This is a genomic window from Pararobbsia silviterrae, from assembly GCF_003628125.1.
Lineage (GTDB): Bacteria > Pseudomonadota > Gammaproteobacteria > Burkholderiales > Burkholderiaceae > Pararobbsia > Pararobbsia silviterrae.
The window spans coordinates 779,830-799,901 of sequence record NZ_RBZU01000001.1 but is presented as its reverse complement, the minus strand read 5'-3'; the positions used below and the strand labels follow the sequence as shown (position 1 = coordinate 799,901).

15 protein-coding genes are annotated in these 20,072 nt (G+C 65.2%); 6 read left to right on the top strand and 9 right to left on the bottom strand.

Features of this window, described 5'->3' with window-relative positions; genetic code table 11:
* Positions 1-76: 76 nt before the first annotated feature.
* Positions 77-1,057, bottom strand: coding sequence for a metal ABC transporter ATP-binding protein (locus tag D7S86_RS03640; protein WP_121083496.1), 981 nt, complete (start codon positions 1,055-1,057; stop codon positions 77-79).
* On the bottom strand, positions 1,054-1,980 hold the full coding sequence (locus D7S86_RS03635; protein WP_121083494.1) for a metal ABC transporter solute-binding protein, Zn/Mn family: 927 nt from the start codon (positions 1,978-1,980) through the stop codon (positions 1,054-1,056). Before D7S86_RS03635 ends, D7S86_RS03640 begins: the two co-directional genes overlap by 4 nt.
* Positions 1,981-2,394: 414 nt before the next feature.
* Between D7S86_RS03635 and D7S86_RS03630 the strand changes: the two genes are divergently transcribed.
* Together D7S86_RS03630 and D7S86_RS03625 are read left to right on the top strand one after the other, a co-directional pair.
* Complete coding sequence (locus tag D7S86_RS03630) at positions 2,395-2,856, top strand: mobile mystery protein A (RefSeq protein ID WP_121083492.1); 462 nt, start codon at positions 2,395-2,397, stop codon at positions 2,854-2,856.
* A complete protein-coding gene (locus tag D7S86_RS03625; protein WP_121083490.1) occupies positions 2,847-3,443 on the top strand; it encodes a mobile mystery protein B in 597 nt (198 codons plus the stop codon). The genes D7S86_RS03630 and D7S86_RS03625 overlap by 10 nt, the downstream gene beginning before the upstream one ends.
* A gap of 187 nt (positions 3,444-3,630) precedes the next feature.
* Here D7S86_RS03625 and D7S86_RS03620 read toward each other — a convergent pair whose 3' ends face one another.
* From D7S86_RS03620 to D7S86_RS03610, 3 genes are read right to left on the bottom strand one after another with little or no spacing between them, the layout of a single operon-like run.
* Positions 3,631-5,160: an efflux transporter outer membrane subunit gene (locus D7S86_RS03620; RefSeq protein ID WP_205962734.1), complete on the bottom strand. Its 1,530-nt coding sequence runs from the start codon at positions 5,158-5,160 to the stop codon at positions 3,631-3,633.
* Position 5,161: 1 nt separating this feature from the next.
* Positions 5,162-8,326, bottom strand: a complete 3,165-nt coding sequence (locus D7S86_RS03615; protein ID WP_121083488.1) for an efflux RND transporter permease subunit — start codon at positions 8,324-8,326, stop codon at positions 5,162-5,164.
* A 15-nt stretch (positions 8,327-8,341) separates the two neighbouring features.
* Positions 8,342-9,652, bottom strand: a complete 1,311-nt coding sequence (locus D7S86_RS03610) for an efflux RND transporter periplasmic adaptor subunit (RefSeq protein WP_121083486.1) — start codon at positions 9,650-9,652, stop codon at positions 8,342-8,344.
* 317 nt (positions 9,653-9,969) lie between these two features.
* On the opposite strand from D7S86_RS03610, the gene D7S86_RS03605 reads away from it, so the two are divergent.
* Positions 9,970-10,671, top strand: coding sequence for a TetR family transcriptional regulator (locus D7S86_RS03605; protein ID WP_121083484.1), 702 nt, complete (start codon positions 9,970-9,972; stop codon positions 10,669-10,671).
* A gap of 98 nt (positions 10,672-10,769) precedes the next feature.
* On the opposite strand, the gene D7S86_RS03600 is transcribed toward D7S86_RS03605, so the two are convergent.
* The 4 genes from D7S86_RS03600 to D7S86_RS03585 all read right to left on the bottom strand — a co-directional run bounded on the left by D7S86_RS03600 (position 10,770) and on the right by D7S86_RS03585 (position 15,135).
* Entirely contained in the window at positions 10,770-11,231 is a 462-nt protein-coding gene (locus D7S86_RS03600) for a carboxypeptidase regulatory-like domain-containing protein (protein ID WP_121083482.1), read from the bottom strand.
* Between the two features lie 230 nt (positions 11,232-11,461).
* The gene (locus D7S86_RS03595) at positions 11,462-13,024 is read right to left on the bottom strand and encodes a DegQ family serine endoprotease (RefSeq protein ID WP_121083480.1); all 1,563 of its coding nucleotides are present in this window, start codon (positions 13,022-13,024) and stop codon (positions 11,462-11,464) included.
* Between the two features lie 99 nt (positions 13,025-13,123).
* Positions 13,124-14,473, bottom strand: coding sequence for a sensor histidine kinase (locus D7S86_RS03590; protein WP_121083478.1), 1,350 nt, complete (start codon positions 14,471-14,473; stop codon positions 13,124-13,126).
* Entirely contained in the window at positions 14,470-15,135 is a 666-nt protein-coding gene (locus D7S86_RS03585; protein WP_121083476.1) for a response regulator, read from the bottom strand. The genes D7S86_RS03590 and D7S86_RS03585 overlap by 4 nt, the downstream gene beginning before the upstream one ends.
* A 322-nt stretch (positions 15,136-15,457) precedes the next feature.
* Between D7S86_RS03585 and dacB the strand changes: the two genes are divergently transcribed.
* The 3 genes from dacB to hutU all read left to right on the top strand — a co-directional run bounded on the left by dacB (position 15,458) and on the right by hutU (position 20,070).
* Complete coding sequence (dacB, locus tag D7S86_RS03580; protein WP_121084274.1) at positions 15,458-17,068, top strand: D-alanyl-D-alanine carboxypeptidase/D-alanyl-D-alanine endopeptidase; 1,611 nt, start codon at positions 15,458-15,460, stop codon at positions 17,066-17,068.
* Between the two features lie 539 nt (positions 17,069-17,607).
* Entirely contained in the window at positions 17,608-18,321 is a 714-nt protein-coding gene (gene hutC / locus D7S86_RS03575) for a histidine utilization repressor (protein ID WP_121083474.1), read from the top strand.
* Between the two features lie 39 nt (positions 18,322-18,360).
* Positions 18,361-20,070, top strand: a complete 1,710-nt coding sequence (gene hutU / locus D7S86_RS03570) for a urocanate hydratase (RefSeq protein WP_121083472.1) — start codon at positions 18,361-18,363, stop codon at positions 20,068-20,070.
* Positions 20,071-20,072: the final 2 nt, after the last annotated feature.

Below are 20,072 nucleotides of genomic sequence, written 5' to 3'. Positions count from 1 at the left end.
CGGGTTCCGGATTCGAGTCGTGAGGGTCGTGATCGGACGAGGGAGGCAACGCGGGTCGAAGCGCACGGCGCACGCTTCAGTGACGGTGCACGTGATGATGCGCCGGCCGATGCAGCGCGTCGTGCGCGTGGTCATGGTCATGCGCATGCGCGCCGCCGCAGTCGCCTTCGTGCCGGTGCTCGTCATGTTCGAGATCGGACGCGCCCGACATCACGAAAATCCGGCCGCCGAGCCGCATGACGTCGATGCGCGAACCATAGAGCTTCGAGAGCACGGGGCCGTTGATGACCTCGTCAACCGTGCCGAGCGCAGCCTGGCCGCGCCCGAGATAGAGCACGCGATCGAGCGTGTGCAGCAGCGGATTCAATTCGTGCGCGCTGAACAGCACCGTGATGCCGAACTCGCGCTGGAGCGTATGGACGAGATCGACGGTCGCCTGCTGATGATGCGGATCGAGACTGATCAACGGCTCGTCGAGCAGCAAGAGTCCCGGTTCGCCGAGCAGGCATTGCGCGAGCAGCAGGCGCTGGCGCTCGCCGCCCGACATCGAGATCAACGGACGCTCGGCGAGCTCGAGCGCGCCGACGCGTGCCAGCGCGGCATCGACCTGGCGACGCACGCGCGCGCTGCGGCCGAGCGCCATACCCCAACGATGCCCGTCGAGCGCGCACGCGACGAAGTCGCGGCCGCGCAGGCGGCGTTCGGCAAGCGTGGCGCGAATCTGCGGCATATAGCCGATCGCCGGATTGCCGCGCGACGCCGGCTTGCCCAGGATCCGGATCGATCCGCCGACGGGCTCGACCAGACCGAGCAGCGCGCGCATGAGCGTCGTCTTGCCCGCGCCGTTCGCGCCGAGCACGCCGATGAACTCGCCCGCGCCGATCGACAGGCTCACGTCCTCGAGCACCGTACGACCCGCGAGTTCGATCGTCACATGATCGAGTTCGATGACCGGACGCGTCGCGGCGCTCGCCGGCGCGTGCGTCCCCGCGCGCGTGCCGTGGCGCGCGCCTTCGCGTGTCGCGTCGTCAAGCCCGGTGCCCGTTGGGTGACTCATTGAGCGGCCGCCCCCGACGACGATCCGCGATGCGCGTGCGGCGCCTGCTTCGCGAGCGCGGCGTCGAGCGCGTCGAGTTGTTCGCTCATCCAGGTCTGATAGTTCACGCCGTGCGGCTCCGTTTCGGTCACGCTGACGATCGCCACGCCCGAGGCTTTGGCGATCGCGAGCATCTTGCGCGTCATTTCGTCGCTGACCTGCGCGTTGTAGATGAGCACCTCGACGCGCCGGTTGCGCAGATCCTGTTCGAACGCCGCGAGGTCCGACGCGGTCGGCTCGGTGTCGTTCATGACGGCGGTCTGCAGACGCCGGTTGCGCACGTCGAGGCCGATCGCATCGGCCATATAGCCGAAGACCGGTTCCGTCGCCGTGATCGGGATGCCGGCGTACTTCGCGCGCATGCTCGCGATTTTCGCATTGATCGGCGCGAGCGACGCGAGAAACGCGGTGAGGCGCGCATCGACGTCGGCACCGCTCGACGGATCGGCCTGCTTGAGCGCGTCGGCGTACGCCTTCGCGACCGCCGGCATGGTCGCGGGGTGATACCAGAGATGCGGATTGTCGCCGTCCTTCGCACCGACGAGCGCGCCGGCCTCGATCAGAACGCGACCGGGACGCGGCGACGCGCTCAGGAGCTTCTGCATCCACGGATCGTAGGCCGCGCCGTTGAAAAGCACGATGCGCGCGCTCGACAGATCGCGCGCCGTCGACGGGCTCGTCTCGAACAGATGCGGATCCTGATCGGGGTTGCTCATGATGCTCTTGACGGCGACGTGATCGCCGCCGATCTGCGTCGCGACGTCACCGTAGAAATTCTCGGCGGCAACGACCGGGACCCTCGCAGCCGCGTGCGCATCCGCCGCGACGGCAAGGCCGAAAAGGCTGGACAAGCCGAACAATGCGGCGGATACGAGCGCGGACATCGCGGCACGGCTCGCAGGCCTGGTCGGGCGAATGGCGGCGTTCACGAAGGAACGCGATACGAGTTTCATCGATCGTCTCCGGCAGAGCGTGCCGCCGCTGCGGCATCTCGGATTCAGTCAGGGTGCAGATGGTATAACATAACACTCAAACCGCGCCAGTCACTCCCTCAGTCACTCCCTCAGTCACTCCGCCAGTCACTCCGCCAGTCACTTCGACGTCACTTCGTTGCCGCCGTATCGCAAAGCATCAAGACGCTCGCCACTTCACTATGGAGAAGCAATGTATTCAGTTTTGCGTCGCCATATCGACGCAATCAGAATTTATTTGCTTCTTTTTAATAAAGCAGTTCAATTGAATTAACTTCATCATAGGCTATCATTTACTCCATATTCGATAACCTATAGGTCAGCACAATGGATCCCAAAATGCGGCAACTTCGACTTGAGCAGGTTCAGGCGTCGGCGTCGGCCTATTCGGATTTGACAGGCCGCCGGCCTCCGCCACGTGGATGGCTCAAGGCCATCCGCGAGTCGTTGGGGCTGACCGAGCGACAGCAAGCGGACCGATTGGGCGTGACCGGTTCGGCCTTGCACAAGTCGGAGACGGCGGAGGCGGAAGAGCGAATCACGCTCGGACAATTGCGCAAACTGGCGAATGGGCTGGACTGCGAGTTGGTCTATGCACTGGTGCCCAGAAAGCCGCTGACTCAAGTGGTAGAAGACCGGGCCCGCTCGATCGCGCTGCAGGAAGTGAGCGGCGTTGCACACACCATGAGTCTCGAAGATCAACGTCCGGCAACCGAGCGACTTCGCAAACAGGTCGAGCAGAGAACCGCGGAACTCCTCCGGGGCCGCTGGTCCGACCTATGGCGATAGCGTTAGCCGAACAGGAAGGCCAGACACCGCTCGACCCGAACGAGCTTGCAGGGCTGATACCGACGCACTTGACGACCCAGGGCGACCTCAACGACTGGGAGCAGGAGAACATCCTGCAAGCCGTGCAATGGGCTCGCCGTCAACGCAAGGTCGATGTCCTTAGCGAGGCGTTCTGTCGAACCCTTCATAAGAAAATGTTCGACCAGACTTGGTCGTGGGCAGGCACCTTCCGCAAGTCCGACAAGAACATCGGGTGTGACTGGACGCAGGTCAGCGTCAAGCTGCGCAACCTTTTCGATAACACGCGATGGTGGGTCGACAACGACACGTTTCCACCCGATGAGATTGCCGCCCGCTTTCACCGCGAACTCGTCTGGGTTCATCCCTTTCCCAACGGCAACGGTCGACACTCGCGCATGATGGCGGATGCGCTCCTGCGCAGCCAGAACCGGGCGCCGTTTTCGTGGGGCGGCGGAGGCACGTTGGTCAAAGCCGATAACGCTCGATCGGATTACTTGATCGCCTTGCGTGCCGCGGACAGAGGCGATTACACGTTGCTGCTGGCCTTCGTCCGAAGCACGGTTTAGCCGGGCGCCCCCTTCGGAGGCTCGCGGTCATCGCGGGGCCGACCCGTCGACCCGCACCGCCGTAACACGAGCGACTCGAATGTGCGCTCGTCAAAGATCCGGGATGTTACGCGGACCGCAATGCATGCAGCCCGCAGGCTCGCCGTCACGGCGGATCATGCGATCTCGCCGCAACGGCCCGCCGTTCCTACCCCGCGGTCGCCGCCGATGCCGCGCTCGCGGGCGCGGCCGGCTCGATCGAATACTCGGCGTCCGCCGGACGCGGCGTATCGCCCGTATGCTCGATCCATCCGCCGCCCATCGCTTCGTAGAGGTTCACGAGATTCGTGAGCCGCGCGAGCTGCGCTTCGATCAGCGCAAGTTGCGCCGAATACAGCGAGGTTTGCGCAGTCAGCACGTTCAGATAGCTGTCGACGCCGTTCTTGTAGCGCAACGTCGACAGGTCGAGCTGACGCTGTGACGCGAACGTCGCGCGGCCTTGCGCCTCGATCTGCGCATCGTACGTGCCGCGACCCGCGATGCCGTTCGCGACTTCCGTGAACGCCGCCTGGACCGCCTTCTCGTACTTCGCGAGCGCGACCTTCTGATTCGCCTGGACTTCGTGCAGACCCGCGATGTTCGCGCCGCCGTCGAAGATCGGCAACGTGATCGACGGCGCGAAGCTCCACGCAGCCATGCCCGGCTTGAGCAGCGTGCCGAGCGACTCGCTGATCGATCCGCCGAAGCTCGTCAGCGTGATCTGCGGGAAGAACGCCGCGCGTGCCGCGCCGATGTCCGCGTTGGCCGACTTCAGGTTCGCCTCGGCTTCCATGACGTCGGGACGCCGCGTCAGCAGATCCGACGGCAAGCCGGCCGGAATATCGGCCATCATGTTCTGGTCGGCGAGCGACGTCGAAGGCGGCAGATCGTCAGGCAACGGTTCGCCGACGAGTTCGACGAGGTCGTTGAGCGCTTGCGCGCGCAGCCGCAGTTGCGTCTGATAGTTCGCACGCGCGTTCTCGACGACGCCTTCGGCCTGCCGCAGATCGAGTTCCGATCCCGTGCCGACGTCGAACTGAAGCTTCGTGAGCCGGTACGACTCGGTCGCGGTCTTCAACGTGTCGTCGGTGACCTTGAGCTCGGCGTCATACGCGATGAGCGTCAGATACTGATTCGCGACTTGCGAGACCAGCAGGATCTCGGTCGCGCGGCGCGCCTCGGCCGTCGAGAAATACGTCTGCAACGCGGCCTGCGAGAGGCTGCGCAGACGCCCCCAGAAATCGAGCTCCCAGCTCGACTGCTGCAGCCCGACCTGGTATTCCGACACCGTGCGCGTGCCATACGTCTCGGAATTGAACGCATTCGATGTCCGCGATTCCGAGCCACCGAGGCTGATCGACGGCATCAGCGCCGCGCGCTGGATCTGGTACTGCGCGCGGACCGAATCGACCTGGAACGCCGCGGCGCGCAGGTCGCGGTTGTTCTTGAGCGCGAGTTCGACGAGCTTCTGCAGACGCTGATCGTTGAAGAAGTTGCGCCAGCCGATATCGGCGGCGAGCGTCGTCCCGCCGCCCATGCCCTTGGCCGCGTCGCCGACCGTCGGATAGGTCGACGAGACGGGCGCCTCGGGCCGGTCGTAGTGCGGAATCATCGTGCACGCCGCGCACAACGCGAGCGCGGCGAGCGACGAAGCCTTCAGCGCGACGCGGGGCAAATTGCGCTTGCTTGTCTTTTTCATATCAATGTCCTTGGTCCGCCGACGTCGCGGCTGCGGCCTGGCCGGTGCCGGCCTGCCCCTTGCCCTTGCTGAAGCGGTCGCGAATCACCACGAAGAACATCGGGATCATGAAGATCGCGAGGAACGTCGCGCTCAACATGCCGCCGATCACGCCCGTACCGATCGCGTGCTGGCTGCCCGAGCCCGCGCCGTTCGACACGGCGAGCGGCAACACGCCGAGAATGAACGCGAGCGACGTCATCAGAATCGGCCGCAACCGGAGCCGCGCCGCTTCCGTGGCCGCGTCGAACGCGCTCATCCCCTCGGACTGCTGGAGATCCTTCGCGAATTCGACGATCAGAATCGCGTTCTTCGCCGACAGACCCACGGTCGTCAACAGACCCACCTGGAAGTAGACGTCGTTGGCGAGCCCGCGGCCCGTCGCCGCGAGCAGCGCGCCGAGAATCCCGAGCGGCACGACCATGATCACGGCGAACGGAATCGACCAGCTCTCGTAGAGGGCGGCCAAGCTCAGGAACACGACGAGGATCGAGATCGCATAGAGCCCCGGCGCTTGCGAGCCCGAGATCTTTTCCTGCAGCGACAGACCCGTCCACTCGAAACCGTAGCCCGGCGGCAGCTTCTTCACGAGCCGCTCCATCGCGGCGATCGCCGCGCCCGTGCTCTTGCCCGCGGCCGCCGCACCCTGGATTTCGACCGCGGAAATCCCGTTGTAGCGTTCGAGCTTCGGCGACGAATACGTCCAGTGGCCCGTCGCGAACGACGAGAACGGCACCATCGTCCCCGACGCGTTACGCACGTACCAGCGGTTCACGTCCTCCGGGTTCATCCGGAACGACGTATCGCCCTGCACGTAGACGCGCTTGATCCGGTTGTCCGTATCGAGGAAGTTGTTCACGTACGCCGATGCCCACGCGATCGAGAACGTGTTGTCGACGTCGGTCTCGCTGAGGCCGAGCGCGATCGCCTTCTCGCGGTTCACGTCGACCTGGTACGACGGCTGGTCGCTCAGGCCGTTCGGGCGCACGAGCGCGAGATCGGGGTCCTTCGCGGCCATGCCGAGCAACTGGTTACGCGCGTCCATGAGCTTCGCGTGACCCGCGCCCGTACGGTCCTGGAGTTCGAAGTCGAAGCCGGCGGCGGTCCCCAGTTCGGGAATCGGCGGCGGATTGACCGGAATCACCATCGCGTCCTTGTAGTGCGCGAAGTGCATGAAGAGCCGGCCCACAAGCGCGGGAATCTTCTGATTCTCATGCGTACGCACCGACCAGTCCTTCATCCGCACGAAAACGAGACCCGAGTTCTGGCCGCGGCCCGCGAAGTTGAAGCCGTTGACTTCGAACACCGATTCGACGATGCCGCTCTCGTCCTTGAGCAGATAGTCGTTGACCGCGTCGAGCGCGTTTTGCGTACGCTCCTGCGTCGCGCCCGGCGGCGTCTGGACAAGCACGAACATCGTGCCCTGATCCTCATCGGGCAGGAACGACGTCGGCATGCGCACGAACAGCAGACCCACGCCCACGACGAGCGCCGCATAGATGACGAGCCAGCGTCCCGAGCGGCGAATCACGTGATGCACGCCGTCGTGATACTTGTCGCGGCTGCGCTCGAATGTCCGGTTGAACCATCCGAAGAAGCCCTTCTTCACTTCGTGATGGCCCTGCTCGATCGGCTTGAGGATCGTCGCGCAAAGCGCGGGCGTCAAAATCAGGGCGACGAGCACGGACAGCACCATCGCCGCGACGATCGTCAGCGAGAACTGACGATAGATCGCGCCGACCGAACCGCTCGAGAACGCCATCGGCACGAACACCGCCGAGAGCACCAGCGCCACGCCGACCAGCGCGCCCGTGATCTGGTCCATGGCTTTGCGTGTCGCATCGCGTGGCGAGAGTCCCTCCTCGGCCATCACGCGCTCGACGTTCTCGACGACCACGATCGCATCGTCGACCAATAGCCCGATCGCGAGCACGAGCCCGAACATCGAGAGCGTGTTGATCGTGAATCCGGCCGCCGCCATGATCGCGAACGTGCCGAGCAGCACGACCGGCACCGCGATCGTCGGGATGATCGTCGCCCGCAGGTTCTGCAGGAACAGATACATCACGAGGAACACGAGCACGATCCCTTCGAACAGCGTCTTGACGACTTCCTCGATCGACAGGCGAACGAACGGCGTCGTGTCGTACGGATACTTGACGACGAGGCCGTGCGGGAAGTTCTGCTGAAGGTCGGCGATCCGCGCGCGCACGGCCTTGGCCGTCGCGAGCGCGTTGGCGCCCGTTGCGAGCTGGATACCGAAGCCCGCGGCCGGCTTGCCGTTGTACTTCGTGTCGAACACGTAGGTTTCCTGCCCGAGCGCCACGCGCGCGACGTTCTTGATCCGAACCTGCGATCCGTCGGTGTTGACCTTGAGCAGCACGTTGCCGAACTCTTCGGGCGTGCGCAGCAGCGTCGCCTCGGTGATCGTCGCCGTCAGCATCTGGCCGGGCACGGGCGGCGTGCCGCCGAGCTGGCCGGCCGGCACCTGGACGTTCTGACCGCTCAGCGCGTTCGTGACGTCGACCGGCGTGAGCCCGTAGTTATTGAGCTTGACCGGATCGAGCCAGACACGCATCGCGTACTGCGAGCCGAACACCGTCACCGTCCCCACGCCGTTGACGCGGCTGATCGGATCCTGGATATGCGAGGCGACGTAGTTCGCGAGGTCGGTCCGCGTCATGCTGCCGTCGTCGGACACGAACGCGAGCACGAGCAGGAAGCTGCTGCTCGACTTCGTAACCTTGATCCCCTGCTGCTGAACTTCCTGCGGCAGCAGCGGCGTCGCGAGCGACAGCTTGTTCTGGACCTGGACCTGCGCGATGTCGGGGTTCGTGCCGGCTTCGAACGTCAGCGTGATCGTCGCCGTGCCCGAGTCGTCCGACGTCGAACTCATGTACATCAGGTGGTCGATCCCGTTCATCTGCTGCTCGATGACCTGGGTCACGGTGTTTTCGACCGTGCTCGCGCTCGCACCTGCATACGACGCGCTGATCTGAATCGACGGCGGAGCGATCGTCGGATACTGCTCGACAGGCAGACGCCCGATCGAGAGCGCGCCGGCGAGCATCAGGACGATCGCGATCACCCATGCAAAGATCGGGCGATCGATAAAAAACTTGGCCATATCGCAAGCTCCCGATTATTGCGCCTGGGCGCTCGACGCGTTGCCGGCCGACGCGGCCGCACCGCTGCTCGCCGCGGCGGGGCCGCTCGCGGGACGCGTGAGATTCTGGTCGGTGCCCGACACGCCCGCGGCGCTCGCGGCGGCGGCCTCTTCGCCCGCTGCCGCGGCCGGCGGCAGGTTCGCGTCGATCGCCTTGACCGTGATGCCCGGCTGGACCTTCATCGTGCCCTGCACGATGACCTTGTCGCCCGCGTTGAGGCCGCTTTCGACGATCCAGTTCGAACCTTGCGTGCCCGAGACCTTGATCGGACGCACCTCGACCTTGCTGTCGGCATTGACGACGAGCGCGACAGGGTCGCCCTTCGGCGTATGCGTGATGCCGACTTCAGGCACGAGCATCGCCTGCGCGTTGACGCCCTGCGCAAGCTTCGCGTGCACGAACATGCCGGGCAGCAGCGTGTGGTTCGGATTCGGGAACAGCGCGCGCAGCGTGACCGTGCCCGTCGTCTGATCGACCGTCACGTCGGCAAACTCGAGCTTGCCCGTCTGCGCATACTTCGAACCGTCTTCGAGCGTCAGGCTGACCTTGGCCGCGTGCGAGCTCGCGGACTGGACTTGCCCGTTCGCGACGGCGCGGCGCAGCTTGAGCAGGTCCGTCGTCGATTCGACGACGTCGACATAGATCGGATCGAGCTGCTGGATCGTCGCCATGAGCGTCGCCGCGCTCGCCTGGACATAGGCGCCCGGCGTGACCTGCGAGATCCCGACGATGCCCGAGATCGGCGAGACGACGTCCGTGTAGCCGAGGTTGATCGACGCGGTCTGCACGCCGGCCTTGCCCGTGCCGACGTCGGCGGCAGCCTGGCCTTGCGAGGCGACCGCGTTGTCGTAGTCTTGCTTGCTGACGGCGTTCTGCGCGACGAGCACCTTGTAGCGATCGGCCTGCGCGGTCACCGACACGAGATTGGCCTCGGCCTTCGCGAGGGTGGCCTTCGCGCTATCGAACTGTGCCTGATACGGCGCCGGGTCGATCTTGTAAAGCCGTTGACCGGCCTTGACCTCGGCGCCTTCCGTGAATTCGCGGCGCAGCACGATGCCGTCGACGCGCGCACGCACTTGCGCGACGAGATAGGCGTTCGTGCGGCCCGGCAGGTCGGCGACGACCTCGACCGGCTGCGGCTGAACCGTGATCACGCCGACCTCGGGTGTCTGAGGCGGCGGCGGCCCGTCCTTCTTGCCGCAAGCGGACAGCGCGAACACTGCCAGCACTGCGGCCGCGGTGCCCGTAACACCGATAAATCGTGCAGATACCCGATCGACGTGCATGAACGACCTCTATTAACTGAGAATTGATCTTCGGCCTCGACGCCGTGGTCTGGCGCGCGCACCGTTTATGCGTTCTGACTGCCCCCCGCGACGACGACGTACGCGAACGCCCGTGCGGTTTTTCCGCTTTCCGGCGGCGGAAAAATGGGAGTGATATTACCGCGCAAAATCGTCATGTTTGCGGGTAATTCCTGCCGGGGCAGATTTTCCAAGCCTCGCATTATAGATACAATCACGGATGTATGTATCCACAGGAATCTTACTAAGATTTCAGATTCGGAAAATAAAACCGAGACAAGGGGCTGAGGAGGAGAAGCATGGCGCGTCGCACCAAGGAAGAGGCGCAGGAAACGCGTTGCCGAATCCTGGATACCGCCGAGCATGTTTTCTTTGAAAAGGGCGTCTCCCGGACGTCGTTGACCGATATTGCGGTCGCGGCGGGTGTCACGCGCGGTGCGATCTATTGGCACTTTCGCAACAAGTCCGATCTGTTCGAAGCGATGTTCGCGCGTATCAAGATGCCCTTCGAGGAGCTCATCGAGGCGACGATCGACCTCGGCGAACCCGACCCGCTCCAGCGCATGCGCGACGTGCTGATGCTCGTGTTCGAGGGCACGGCGAGCAATCCGCAACGCGCGCGCGTGCTCGACATTCTGTACTTCAAGTGTGAATTTACCGAGGACATGGGCGTCGTCCTCTCGCGCCATACGGACGCGATGCGCGACGCGCGGCACAAAATGGCGGCGGGCCTGCGCAACGCGGTCGCCAAGGGGCAACTCCCGCACGACCTCGACGCGGACCGGGCGGCGGTCATGCTGCACGGTTTTTTGAACGGCATGCTCGCGGACTGGCTGCTCACGCCCGATCAGATCGATCTCGCGCGGAAAGCGAGCACGTATATCGACGCGCTGTTCGACATGCTCCATCACTCGCCCGCGCTGCGGCTCGGCGCGATCGGCGAGCCCGACGCGATGTCGCCGGGCGTGCCGCCGCGACCCTCGTCCCCGGGACTCGGCTAAAAACCCCGGCCCAAAAAAAACGGGCCGGCGACACTGCCGGCCCGCGACCCGTTTTACCGCCGTCGACGCATTCGCGACGTCGTTATTGCGTGACGCCGCTATTGCGTATTCCAGCGGAACGACGCCTTCTGATGCGCGCCGCCGACCTTGATGGCTTGCGTCTTTTCCTCGCCCTTGTACGACGCATGCACGACGTAGTCGCCGGGCGGCAACTTCACGAGCATGTATGGACCGTCGGCCGTCGCATGGAATACGCTGCCGCCGCCGCCCGTCACATCGACGTGCACGTCGGACAGATAGTCCGATCCCGGGCCCGCGAACAGCAACTCGACGGGCCAATGCGGCGCCGCGGCCTTGAGCGCGTGCGACTCGTCGAGGCCGACGCCGCCTGTCACATAGCTGACATCGCCCGACTGCTTGACGGCCGGCATCCCGGCCGGCGCGACGCCGCTGTCGTTGCTCTGGGCGCACGCCGCGCCGACCGCGCCGGCGCCGATCGCCAGCGCGATCACGCCGCCCGCCATGCTCCGCACCCAGCGTGATGCATTGAATCGCGTCATCGTTCACTCCTCGTTGATCCGAGACCCAAGGAAGCGCAAAAAGCGCGCCCGCCCGTCTCGGTGGGGATCTCGGTGGGGATCTCGGTGGGGATCTCGGTGGGGATCTCGGTGGGGATCTCGGTGGGGATCTCGGTGGGGATCTCCGTGGGGATCTCCGTGGGGATCTCAGCAGGATCCCGGCAAGAATCGACGAGGCCGCGTCACGCGCGGCCTCGCCTACGACACAACGCTTACTCGAGATCGACCGGGACGAAGATCTGCTGATTGTTGCGTTGAATCAGCAGCGCCACCGACGTCCCCGCGTTCGCGAGGCGATCCTTGAGCTGATCGGCCGCCGTCAGCGGCTGGCCGTTGATCGCGAGAATCACATCGCCGGGCTGAATGCCCGCCGCGGCAGCCGGTCCCGCGACCTGCTCGACGAGCAGACCGCCCGCGACCGACGCCTGACGGCGCTCGTCGGGCGTCAGCGCGCGCACCGCGACGCCGAGCTTGACCTGCGACGCGTTCGAATCGTCGGATGCCACCTTCGTCGCATTCGGGAACGTGCCGATCGAGACGGTGATGTCCTTCTCCTTCTTGTCGCGCCAGACGGTCAGATGCGCGGTCGAACCCGGCTTCATGTCGGCGATGATCGTCGGCAGCGTCGCCGAGTCGTCGATCGTGACGCCGTCGACCGCGAGGATCACGTCGCCCGGCTTGAGTTGCGACTTCGCCGCGGGACCATCCTTGTCGATCGAGCTCACGAGCGCGCCTTCGGGCTTGGGCAAGCCGAACGACTGCGCAAGCGACTGATTGACGCTTTGGACCGCGACGCCGAGACGGCCGCGCTCGACATGCCCCGACTTGATCAGATCATCCTTGATCTTCATCGCGAAGTTGATCGGAATCGCGAACGACAGCCCCTGGAAGCCGCCCGTGCGGCTGAAGATCATCGAGTTGATGCCGATCACGTTGCCGTTCATGTCGAACAGCGGGCCGCCCGAGTTACCCGGGTTGACCGGCACGTCGGTCTGAATGAACGGGATGTAGTTCTCGTCGGGCAGCGAGCGCGCCTTCGCGCTGATGATCCCCGACGTCACGGTGTTGTCGAAGCCGTACGGCGAACCGATCGCGACGACCCATTGACCGACCTTCGACTTGCTCGCATCGCCGATCTTGACGGTCGGCAGCGATTTCGCGTCGATCTTGAGGACCGCGACATCCGATTGCTTGTCCGAGCCGACCACCTTCGCGCGGAACTCGCGCTTGTCGGTGAGCTTGACCGTGATCACGTTCGCGCCGGCCACCACGTGCGCGTTCGTCAGGATGTAGCCATCGGGGCTGATGATGAAGCCCGAGCCGAGGCTCATGCTGTTCTGATCCGACGCGCCGCCGCCGTCGTCGTCGCCGCCCGCGCCGCCGCCCGGGAACTGGTCGCCGTAGAAGCGTTTGAAGAACTGGAAGAACGGATCGTCGGGGCTCATATTGCCGAACGGCGTCACGCGGCGTTGCCCGTTCGCCGTCGGCTTGCTCTTCGCCAGATGCTCGGCGCTGATATTGACGACCGCCGGACCATAGGCATCGACGAGACCCGAGAAATCGGGCATGCCCGTCGTGCGCGCGGCTTCGGCCGGCATCATCGGCGCGGAGGCCGGCGCAGGTACCGCCGGCTGCAGCGAAGGCACCGCCCCGGCCGCGTGCGCGTTGTCGATCCATTGAGGCGCGGCGTCATGCCGGCCCGCGACGAAACCTGCTGAAATCGCAACCACCACCGCGACGGCGACAAGGCTGCGTGAGAACCGTTTTGTTGGCATGTTGGGCTCCTCGCACACAATCGGAATTGGATGGACGCAGACTAAGGGACGTCTCTTAAAACAAACTTAAGTATTTGTCGAACAAGGCAATAGCCCGTTTCAAACGGCCGGAGCACCGGCCCGCGCGACGAGCGGAAAATCGATCGTCACGCGCAGGCCCGCGCCGTTCGCGCTGTCCGCGAGCTTGACCGTCGCGCCATGGCGCTCGGCGATGCGTCGCACGATCGCGAGACCGAGTCCGCTGCCCGACGGATCGCGCCCGGTGTCGTGCACGCCGCGGTAGAAACGATCGAACACGCGCTCGCGTTCGGAGACCGGAATGCCGGGTCCCGAATCGTCGACGACGACACGCGCGACAGCGGCGCCGTCATGCTCGGCGCGCGTCACCGAGACGTCGATGCGGCCCCCCTCGGGCGTGTATTTGACCGCGTTGTCGAGCACGTTGTTGAGCATGACGCGCAACGCCGGCGCCTGGCCGTCGACCTCGGCATGCGCCTGTTCGCCGACCCCGAGATCGACGCGCTTGCCTTGCGCGATCGGCGCGTGCGCCGTCACGCATTCGAGCAGCATCGCCGTCAGATCGACGCGCTCGCGCGACACCGACGCCGCATCGCCGCCGGGTTCCGAACGCGCGAGCGCGAGCAATTGCTCGACGAGGCGCGTCGCGCGTTCGACGCCTTTCTTGAGATCGCCGAGCGCTTCCGTACGATCCTCGTCCGCGCGCGCGCGTTCGAGCAACTGTAACTGGATCCGTAACGCAGCAAGCGGCGTACGCAATTCATGGGCGGCATCGGCGACGAACGCCTTCTGCGCGTCGAGCGATTGCCCGAGACGGCCGAGCAGCCCGTTGAGCGCTTTCGCGAGCGGCTGGATCTCTTCGGGCAGCATCGTGTCCTGCAGCGGTTCGAGCGCATCGGGCTTGCGCACGTCGAGCGCGCGCGCGAACCGCTGAAGCGGCAGCAGGCCGCGACCGACGACGAGCCAGACGATGATCGCGAGCAGCGGCAGCAACACGAGCAAAGGCAGGATCGTGCGCCACGCCATCTGCGCCGCGAGATGATCGCGCACGCTCATCGGCTGCGCGAGCTGCACGACGTTGTCGCCGACCATCGCGCCGTAGACGCGCCAGTCGCCATGCGGCGTGTGCTGCGTACTGAATCCGAGCGCCGCATTCGGCGCGAGCTGCGCGTTCGGGCGCGAGTAGTAGAGCAACACGCCCGTGCGGCTCCAGATCTGGATCACGACGCCTTCGTCCGTATCGCCGTTCGATCCGAACACCGACGAGAACGATTCGGAAGGCAACGCCGCGGCGGTCTGCTGAAGCTGGAAATCGAAGATTTCATTCGCCTCGGCGAGCGCCTGCGAGCGGATCAGAAAGCCCGCGATCACGAGCCCCACGAGCACGGTCATCAGCAACCAGAGCAACAAACGTCGGCGAATCGAGCTCATTCTGCGGGCCGATTGATCATATAGCCCAGGCCGCGGACATTGCCGATCAGGTCCGATCCGAGCTTCTTGCGCAGCGCGTGCACATAGACCTCGACCGCGTTGCTGCCGATCTCCTCGCCCCAGCCATAGATCTTCTCTTCGAGCTGCGCCTTGGACAGCACCGCGCCGGGCCGCGCGAGCAAGGCGGCGAGCAAGGTGAACTCGCGCGCGGACAATGCGACGGGCTCGCCATGCAGCGTGACCTCGTGCGTCGCGGAATCGAGCGTCAATGCGCCATGCCGGATCAGCCCGTCGCTGCGGCCCTCGCGACGGCGCACGAGCGCACGCATGCGCGCGCCGAGTTCGTCGAGATCGAAAGGTTTGACGAGGTAGTCATCGGCGCCCGCGTCGAGCCCCTTGACGCGATCGCTGACCGCATCGCGCGCGGTCACGATCATGACAGGCACGTCGCGCCCGCTCGAACGCAGCGTGCGCAGCACGTCGAGTCCGTCGCGCTTCGGCAGGCCGAGGTCGAGCAGCACGATATCGTAAGGTTCGCTTCCCGCGGCCGTAATCGCGCTCGCGCCATCCTGAACCCAATCGACCGCGCAGCCGTCGGTACGCAAGGCCTTGCGCACGCCTTCGGCAATCATCCGGTCATCTTCGACGAGCAGTACGCGCACGGCGTTGTCCTCTCAAGTCAAGCGCCCGCGCGCCGTTAAAGCGTTGCAGGCATGCAGCGATTCAATGTCCGCCGAGGCGGCGCCGACGATTTTATCTCTACAATGAGCCCTCGTTCGCGCCGGACCCTGACGGGCCGAATCGCGCATGGCGCGCCGACGACTCGATCCGGGGGTCAGACCTGAAATGTCGGCGGGGCCCGGCGGATCGCTCGCCGACGGCGCCGCCGCCGGATTCGAGGATCGGGCGGCGCGCCTGGCCCGCGTATCGGAACGGCCGTCCGGCGACGACCTTGCATGCTTAGCTTCGACCCGCATTCAGCCCATGTTTTTCGCTTTTCGTCCTGCCTCATGCCTGCCTGTGCGCGTCGCGCGCGCGGCGCAGCCCGCCCTGCCCTCAGCGCCTCGTGCCATGCGCCGTTCCTTGTCCTCTCTGCTGATCGCGACGAGCGCGCTCGCGCTGATGTTCGGTACCCCGAACGATGTGCACGCCACGTCGAAATACCGGCGCAACGGCAGCGGCGCGGATAACGGGCGCACGTACTCGCACAAGCGCCTGCGCACGACGCTGCCCGGCGCCGAGCAATTGCCGCCGAAGGTCGCCGAAGCGTTGACGCACGAACACATTCCGCTGTCGGCGATCAGCATCTATGTCGAGAAGATCGGCGCGACCGTGCCGCTGATCGACCTGCACGGCGACGCGGTGATGGCGCCCGCATCGACGATGAAGCTCGTGACGACCTATTCGGGTCTGTCGATGCTCGGTCCCGACTACCGATGGAAGACCACGGCCTACGCCGACGGCACGGTCATCGGCGGCGTGCTGCACGGCAATCTCTACATCAAGGGCACGGGCGATCCGAAACTCGTGCCCGAGGAACTCGTCGATCTCGTGAACCGGATCCGCGCGGCCGGCATCATCGGTCTCGAAGGCGATCTCGTGCTCGACAAGCGCTATTTCGATCCCTCGACGCGCGACGCCCCGCCGCTCGACGATGCGGCCGACGCGCCCTATAACGTCGGTCCCGATCCGCTGCTCTACGCATTCAAGTCGCTGACGTTCTCGATGCATCCCGACGATGCGGCGGGGCAGGTCGGCATCGATGTGTTGCCGCCGCTCGCTCAGCTCCACGTGAGCAATCAGTTGCGCCTGAGCCGCGGTCCCTGCCTGAGCGCCGCGCTGACGCCCGATCTGACGCCGAATGCGGACGGCACGGTCGATGCCACGTTCTCGGGCGATTATTCGGCGCGCTGCGGCGATCACGTGACGAATATCGCGGTGCTCGATCACACCGCGTTCTTCGGCGGCGGCTTCCTGGCCCTGTGGCAACAAAACGGCGGCACGTTCAAGGGCACGGTCCACGAAGGGCCGACGCCGCCGGGCGCACACGAACTCGGCGTGCACCAGAGCCCGCCGCTCGGCGACATCGTGCACGACATCAACAAGTTTTCGAACAACGTGATGGCGCGCAACCTGTTCCTGACGATCGGCGCCGTCGAAGGCAAGCCGCCCGCGACGACGAATGAATCGGCATCGATCATTCGCGCGTGGCTTGCGAAGAACAACATCGCGATTCCCGACCTCGTGCTCGACAACGGCTCCGGGCTCTCGCGCGACGAACGCATCACGGCCGTCGGCATGGCCGAACTGCTGCAGTCCGCGAACCAGAGCCCGGTGGCCCAGGTCTTCACGGACTCGCTGCCGATCGCCGGTGTCGACGGCACGATGCGGCATCGGCTGGCGAACGAACCGGTCGTCGGCAACGCGCGGATCAAGACCGGCACGCTGTCGGATGTCCGGGCGATCGCGGGCTATGTGGCGAGCCGCAACGGCAACACCTATGTCGTCGTGAGCTTCATCAACAGCCCGCGCGCCGAAGCGGGACGCGCGGCGCACGATGCGCTGCTCGAGTGGATCTATCAATCCGCGCAATAAGGCCGCGTGCAATAAGTCCGTGCGATAAACCCGCGCCTTGAATCCGCGCAATCCATCCGTGCACGCGCCGACGTGCACACCCCGCCTCATCCCCTCCGAGTTTGCCGCGCATCGGGGAAGACCGACCGGTCTTCCCCTGCCTCGGCGCGCACGCACGCCCATCGTCCGCCTGCCCATCGTGCGGACGCGCACCCGTGCGCCCGCCTGCGCGTGAAGCACACTCATGCCGAGCACTCATCTCAAATGTCTAGTCATCATCGGCCGGGGTTTACCCTCCAAACGTTGACAGACAATCAGAAAATTCTGAATTTATTTCGCACAATCAGTTAGTTATAAAAACACTGATCGATCGCGTCCGTTTTATTTATCACTTGCACTACCCGAAATTCGTCCGCAAACTTGTCTATACAAGATACGGCGGCATGCGTGTCGCACGCGCTCGATCCGTGCGTCGCGTGCCGCCGCGCCGCTGTCCGACTCGGCGCCGCGCAATCGGCTGTGAACCTGCATCTCGTTCTTGGAAACGCTCGACCTCGCCTATGGAATCCGATACGCAACCCGCCAAGACGCCGCCTGCCTACGAGCAGATCAAGCGCTACGTGATCCGGCAAATCGAAGCCGGCACATGGCGCGACGGCGACATGATCCCGTCGGAAAGCGAACTCGTGAAACAGTTCGGCGTCGCGCGCATGACCGTCACGCGCGCGCTGCGCGAACTCAGCGGCGAACGCGTGCTCACGCGCGTGCAAGGCGCGGGCACCTTCGTCGCGGCGCGCAAATACGAAGCGACGCTCGTCGAGATCGGCAACATCGCCGACGAGATCGCGGCGCGCGGCCATCGCCATCGCGCGCACGTGCTCTCGCTCGACGAGAGCCGCGATCCGGCGGCGCTCGAAGCGCTCGGTCTCGCGCACGGGCCGGCCTTTCATTCGCGCATCGTCCATTACGAGGAAGACGAGCCGATTCAGCACGAAGATCGCTTCGTGAATCCCGCCGTCTTTCCCGAGTATCTGAAGCAGGACTTCACGCAGTACACGCCGAACCAGTACATGGTGCGCGTCGCGCCGATCCAGCGCGCCGAATACCGGATCTTCGCGCAACAGGCCGATGCGGCCCTGCGCCGTCTGCTCCGCATGGAGATCGGCGAACCGTGCCTGATGCTCTGGCGCCGCACATGGGTCGGCACGCAGGTCGCGACATCGGTCACGCTCTCGCATCCCGCGAACCGTTTTCAATTTTCAGGCAGCTTCTGACGCCTGAGCGTCGTTCACCCGTTCTTGAGGAGAGTCACGATGAATGCCCCCGACACATCGATCGGCACGCGCACCGATCCGACGCGCACGATCCGCGCGCCGCGCGGCACCGAGCTGTCATGCAAGAGTTGGCTCACCGAAGCGGCCTATCGCATGATCCAGAACAATCTCGACGACGAAGTCGCCGAGAATCCGCAAAGCCTCGTCGTCTACGGCGGCATCGGACGCGCCGCGCGCAATTGGGAATGCTTCGACAAGATTCTCGAGACGCTGCGCCGCCTCGAAGACGACGAGTCGCTGCTCGTGCAATCGGGCAAGCCCGTCGGCGTCTTCAAGACGCATCCCGATGCGCCCCGCGTGCTGATCGCGAACTCGAACCTCGTGCCGCGCTGGGCGAACTGGGAGCACTTCAACGAACTCGACCGGCGCGGCCTGTTCATGTACGGGCAGATGACGGCCGGCAGCTGGATCTATATCGGCAGCCAAGGCATCGTCCAGGGCACGTACGAGACCTTCGTCGAAGCGGGTCGCCAACACTACGGCGGCGACTGGAAAGGCCGCTGGATCCTGACCGCCGGACTCGGCGGCATGGGCGGCGCGCAGCCGCTTGCGGCGACGCTCGCGGGCGCGGTCTCGCTGACGGTCGAATGCAAGCAAGCGAGCATCGATTTCCGCCTGCGCACGCGCTACCTCGACAAACAAGCCAAGGATCTCGACGACGCGCTCGAACTGATCCGATATCACACGGCGCGCGGCGACGCGATCTCGATCGGCCTGCTCGGCAACGCGGCCGACGTGCTGCCCGAGATCGTACGGCGCGCACAGGCCGGCGGCATCCGCCCCGATCTCGTGACCGACCAGACGTCGTCGCACGATCTGATCAACGGTTACCTGCCGCGCGGCTGGACGCTCGACCAATGGGCCGCGGCAAGCCGCGACCCGTCGCGGCACGCCGAACTCAAGGCCGCCGCGCAAGCCTCGTGCGCGACGCATGTGCGGGCGATGCTCGATCTGCATGCGATGGGCGTGCCCGCGGTCGACTACGGCAACAATATCCGGCAGGTCGCATCGGACGACGGCGTCGCGAACGCATTCGATTTTCCGGGGTTCGTGCCCGCCTATATCCGCCCGCTCTTCTGCGAGGGCAAGGGGCCGTTCCGCTGGGTCGCGCTGTCCGGCGATCGCGAGGACATCTACAAGACGGACCGCAAGCTCAAGGAACTCTTCCCGCATAACGCGGCCATGATCCGCTGGCTCGACATGGCGCGCGATCGCATCGCGTTTCAGGGCCTGCCCGCGCGCATCTGCTGGCTGGGTCTCGGCGAACGTCATGTCGCGGGGCTCGCGTTCAACGAGATGGTCCGCAACGGCGAACTGAAGGCGCCGATCGTGATCGGCCGCGATCACCTCGACACGGGCTCCGTCGCGAGTCCGAACCGCGAGACCGAAAGCATGATGGACGGCACGGACGCCGTATCGGACTGGCCGCTGCTCAATGCGCTGCTCAACACGTCGGGCGGCGCGACATGGGTCAGTCTTCACCACGGCGGCGGCGTCGGCATGGGGTATTCGCAGCACGCGGGCATGGTCATCGTCGCCGACGGCACCGATGCCGCGCACAAGCGGCTCGCGCGCGTGCTGGTCAACGACTGCGGGTCAGGCGTCATGCGTCACGCGGATGCCGGGTATCGCCAGGCCATCGACTGCGCGCGCGCACAACAACTCGACCTGCCTTTCATCACGGACTAAGC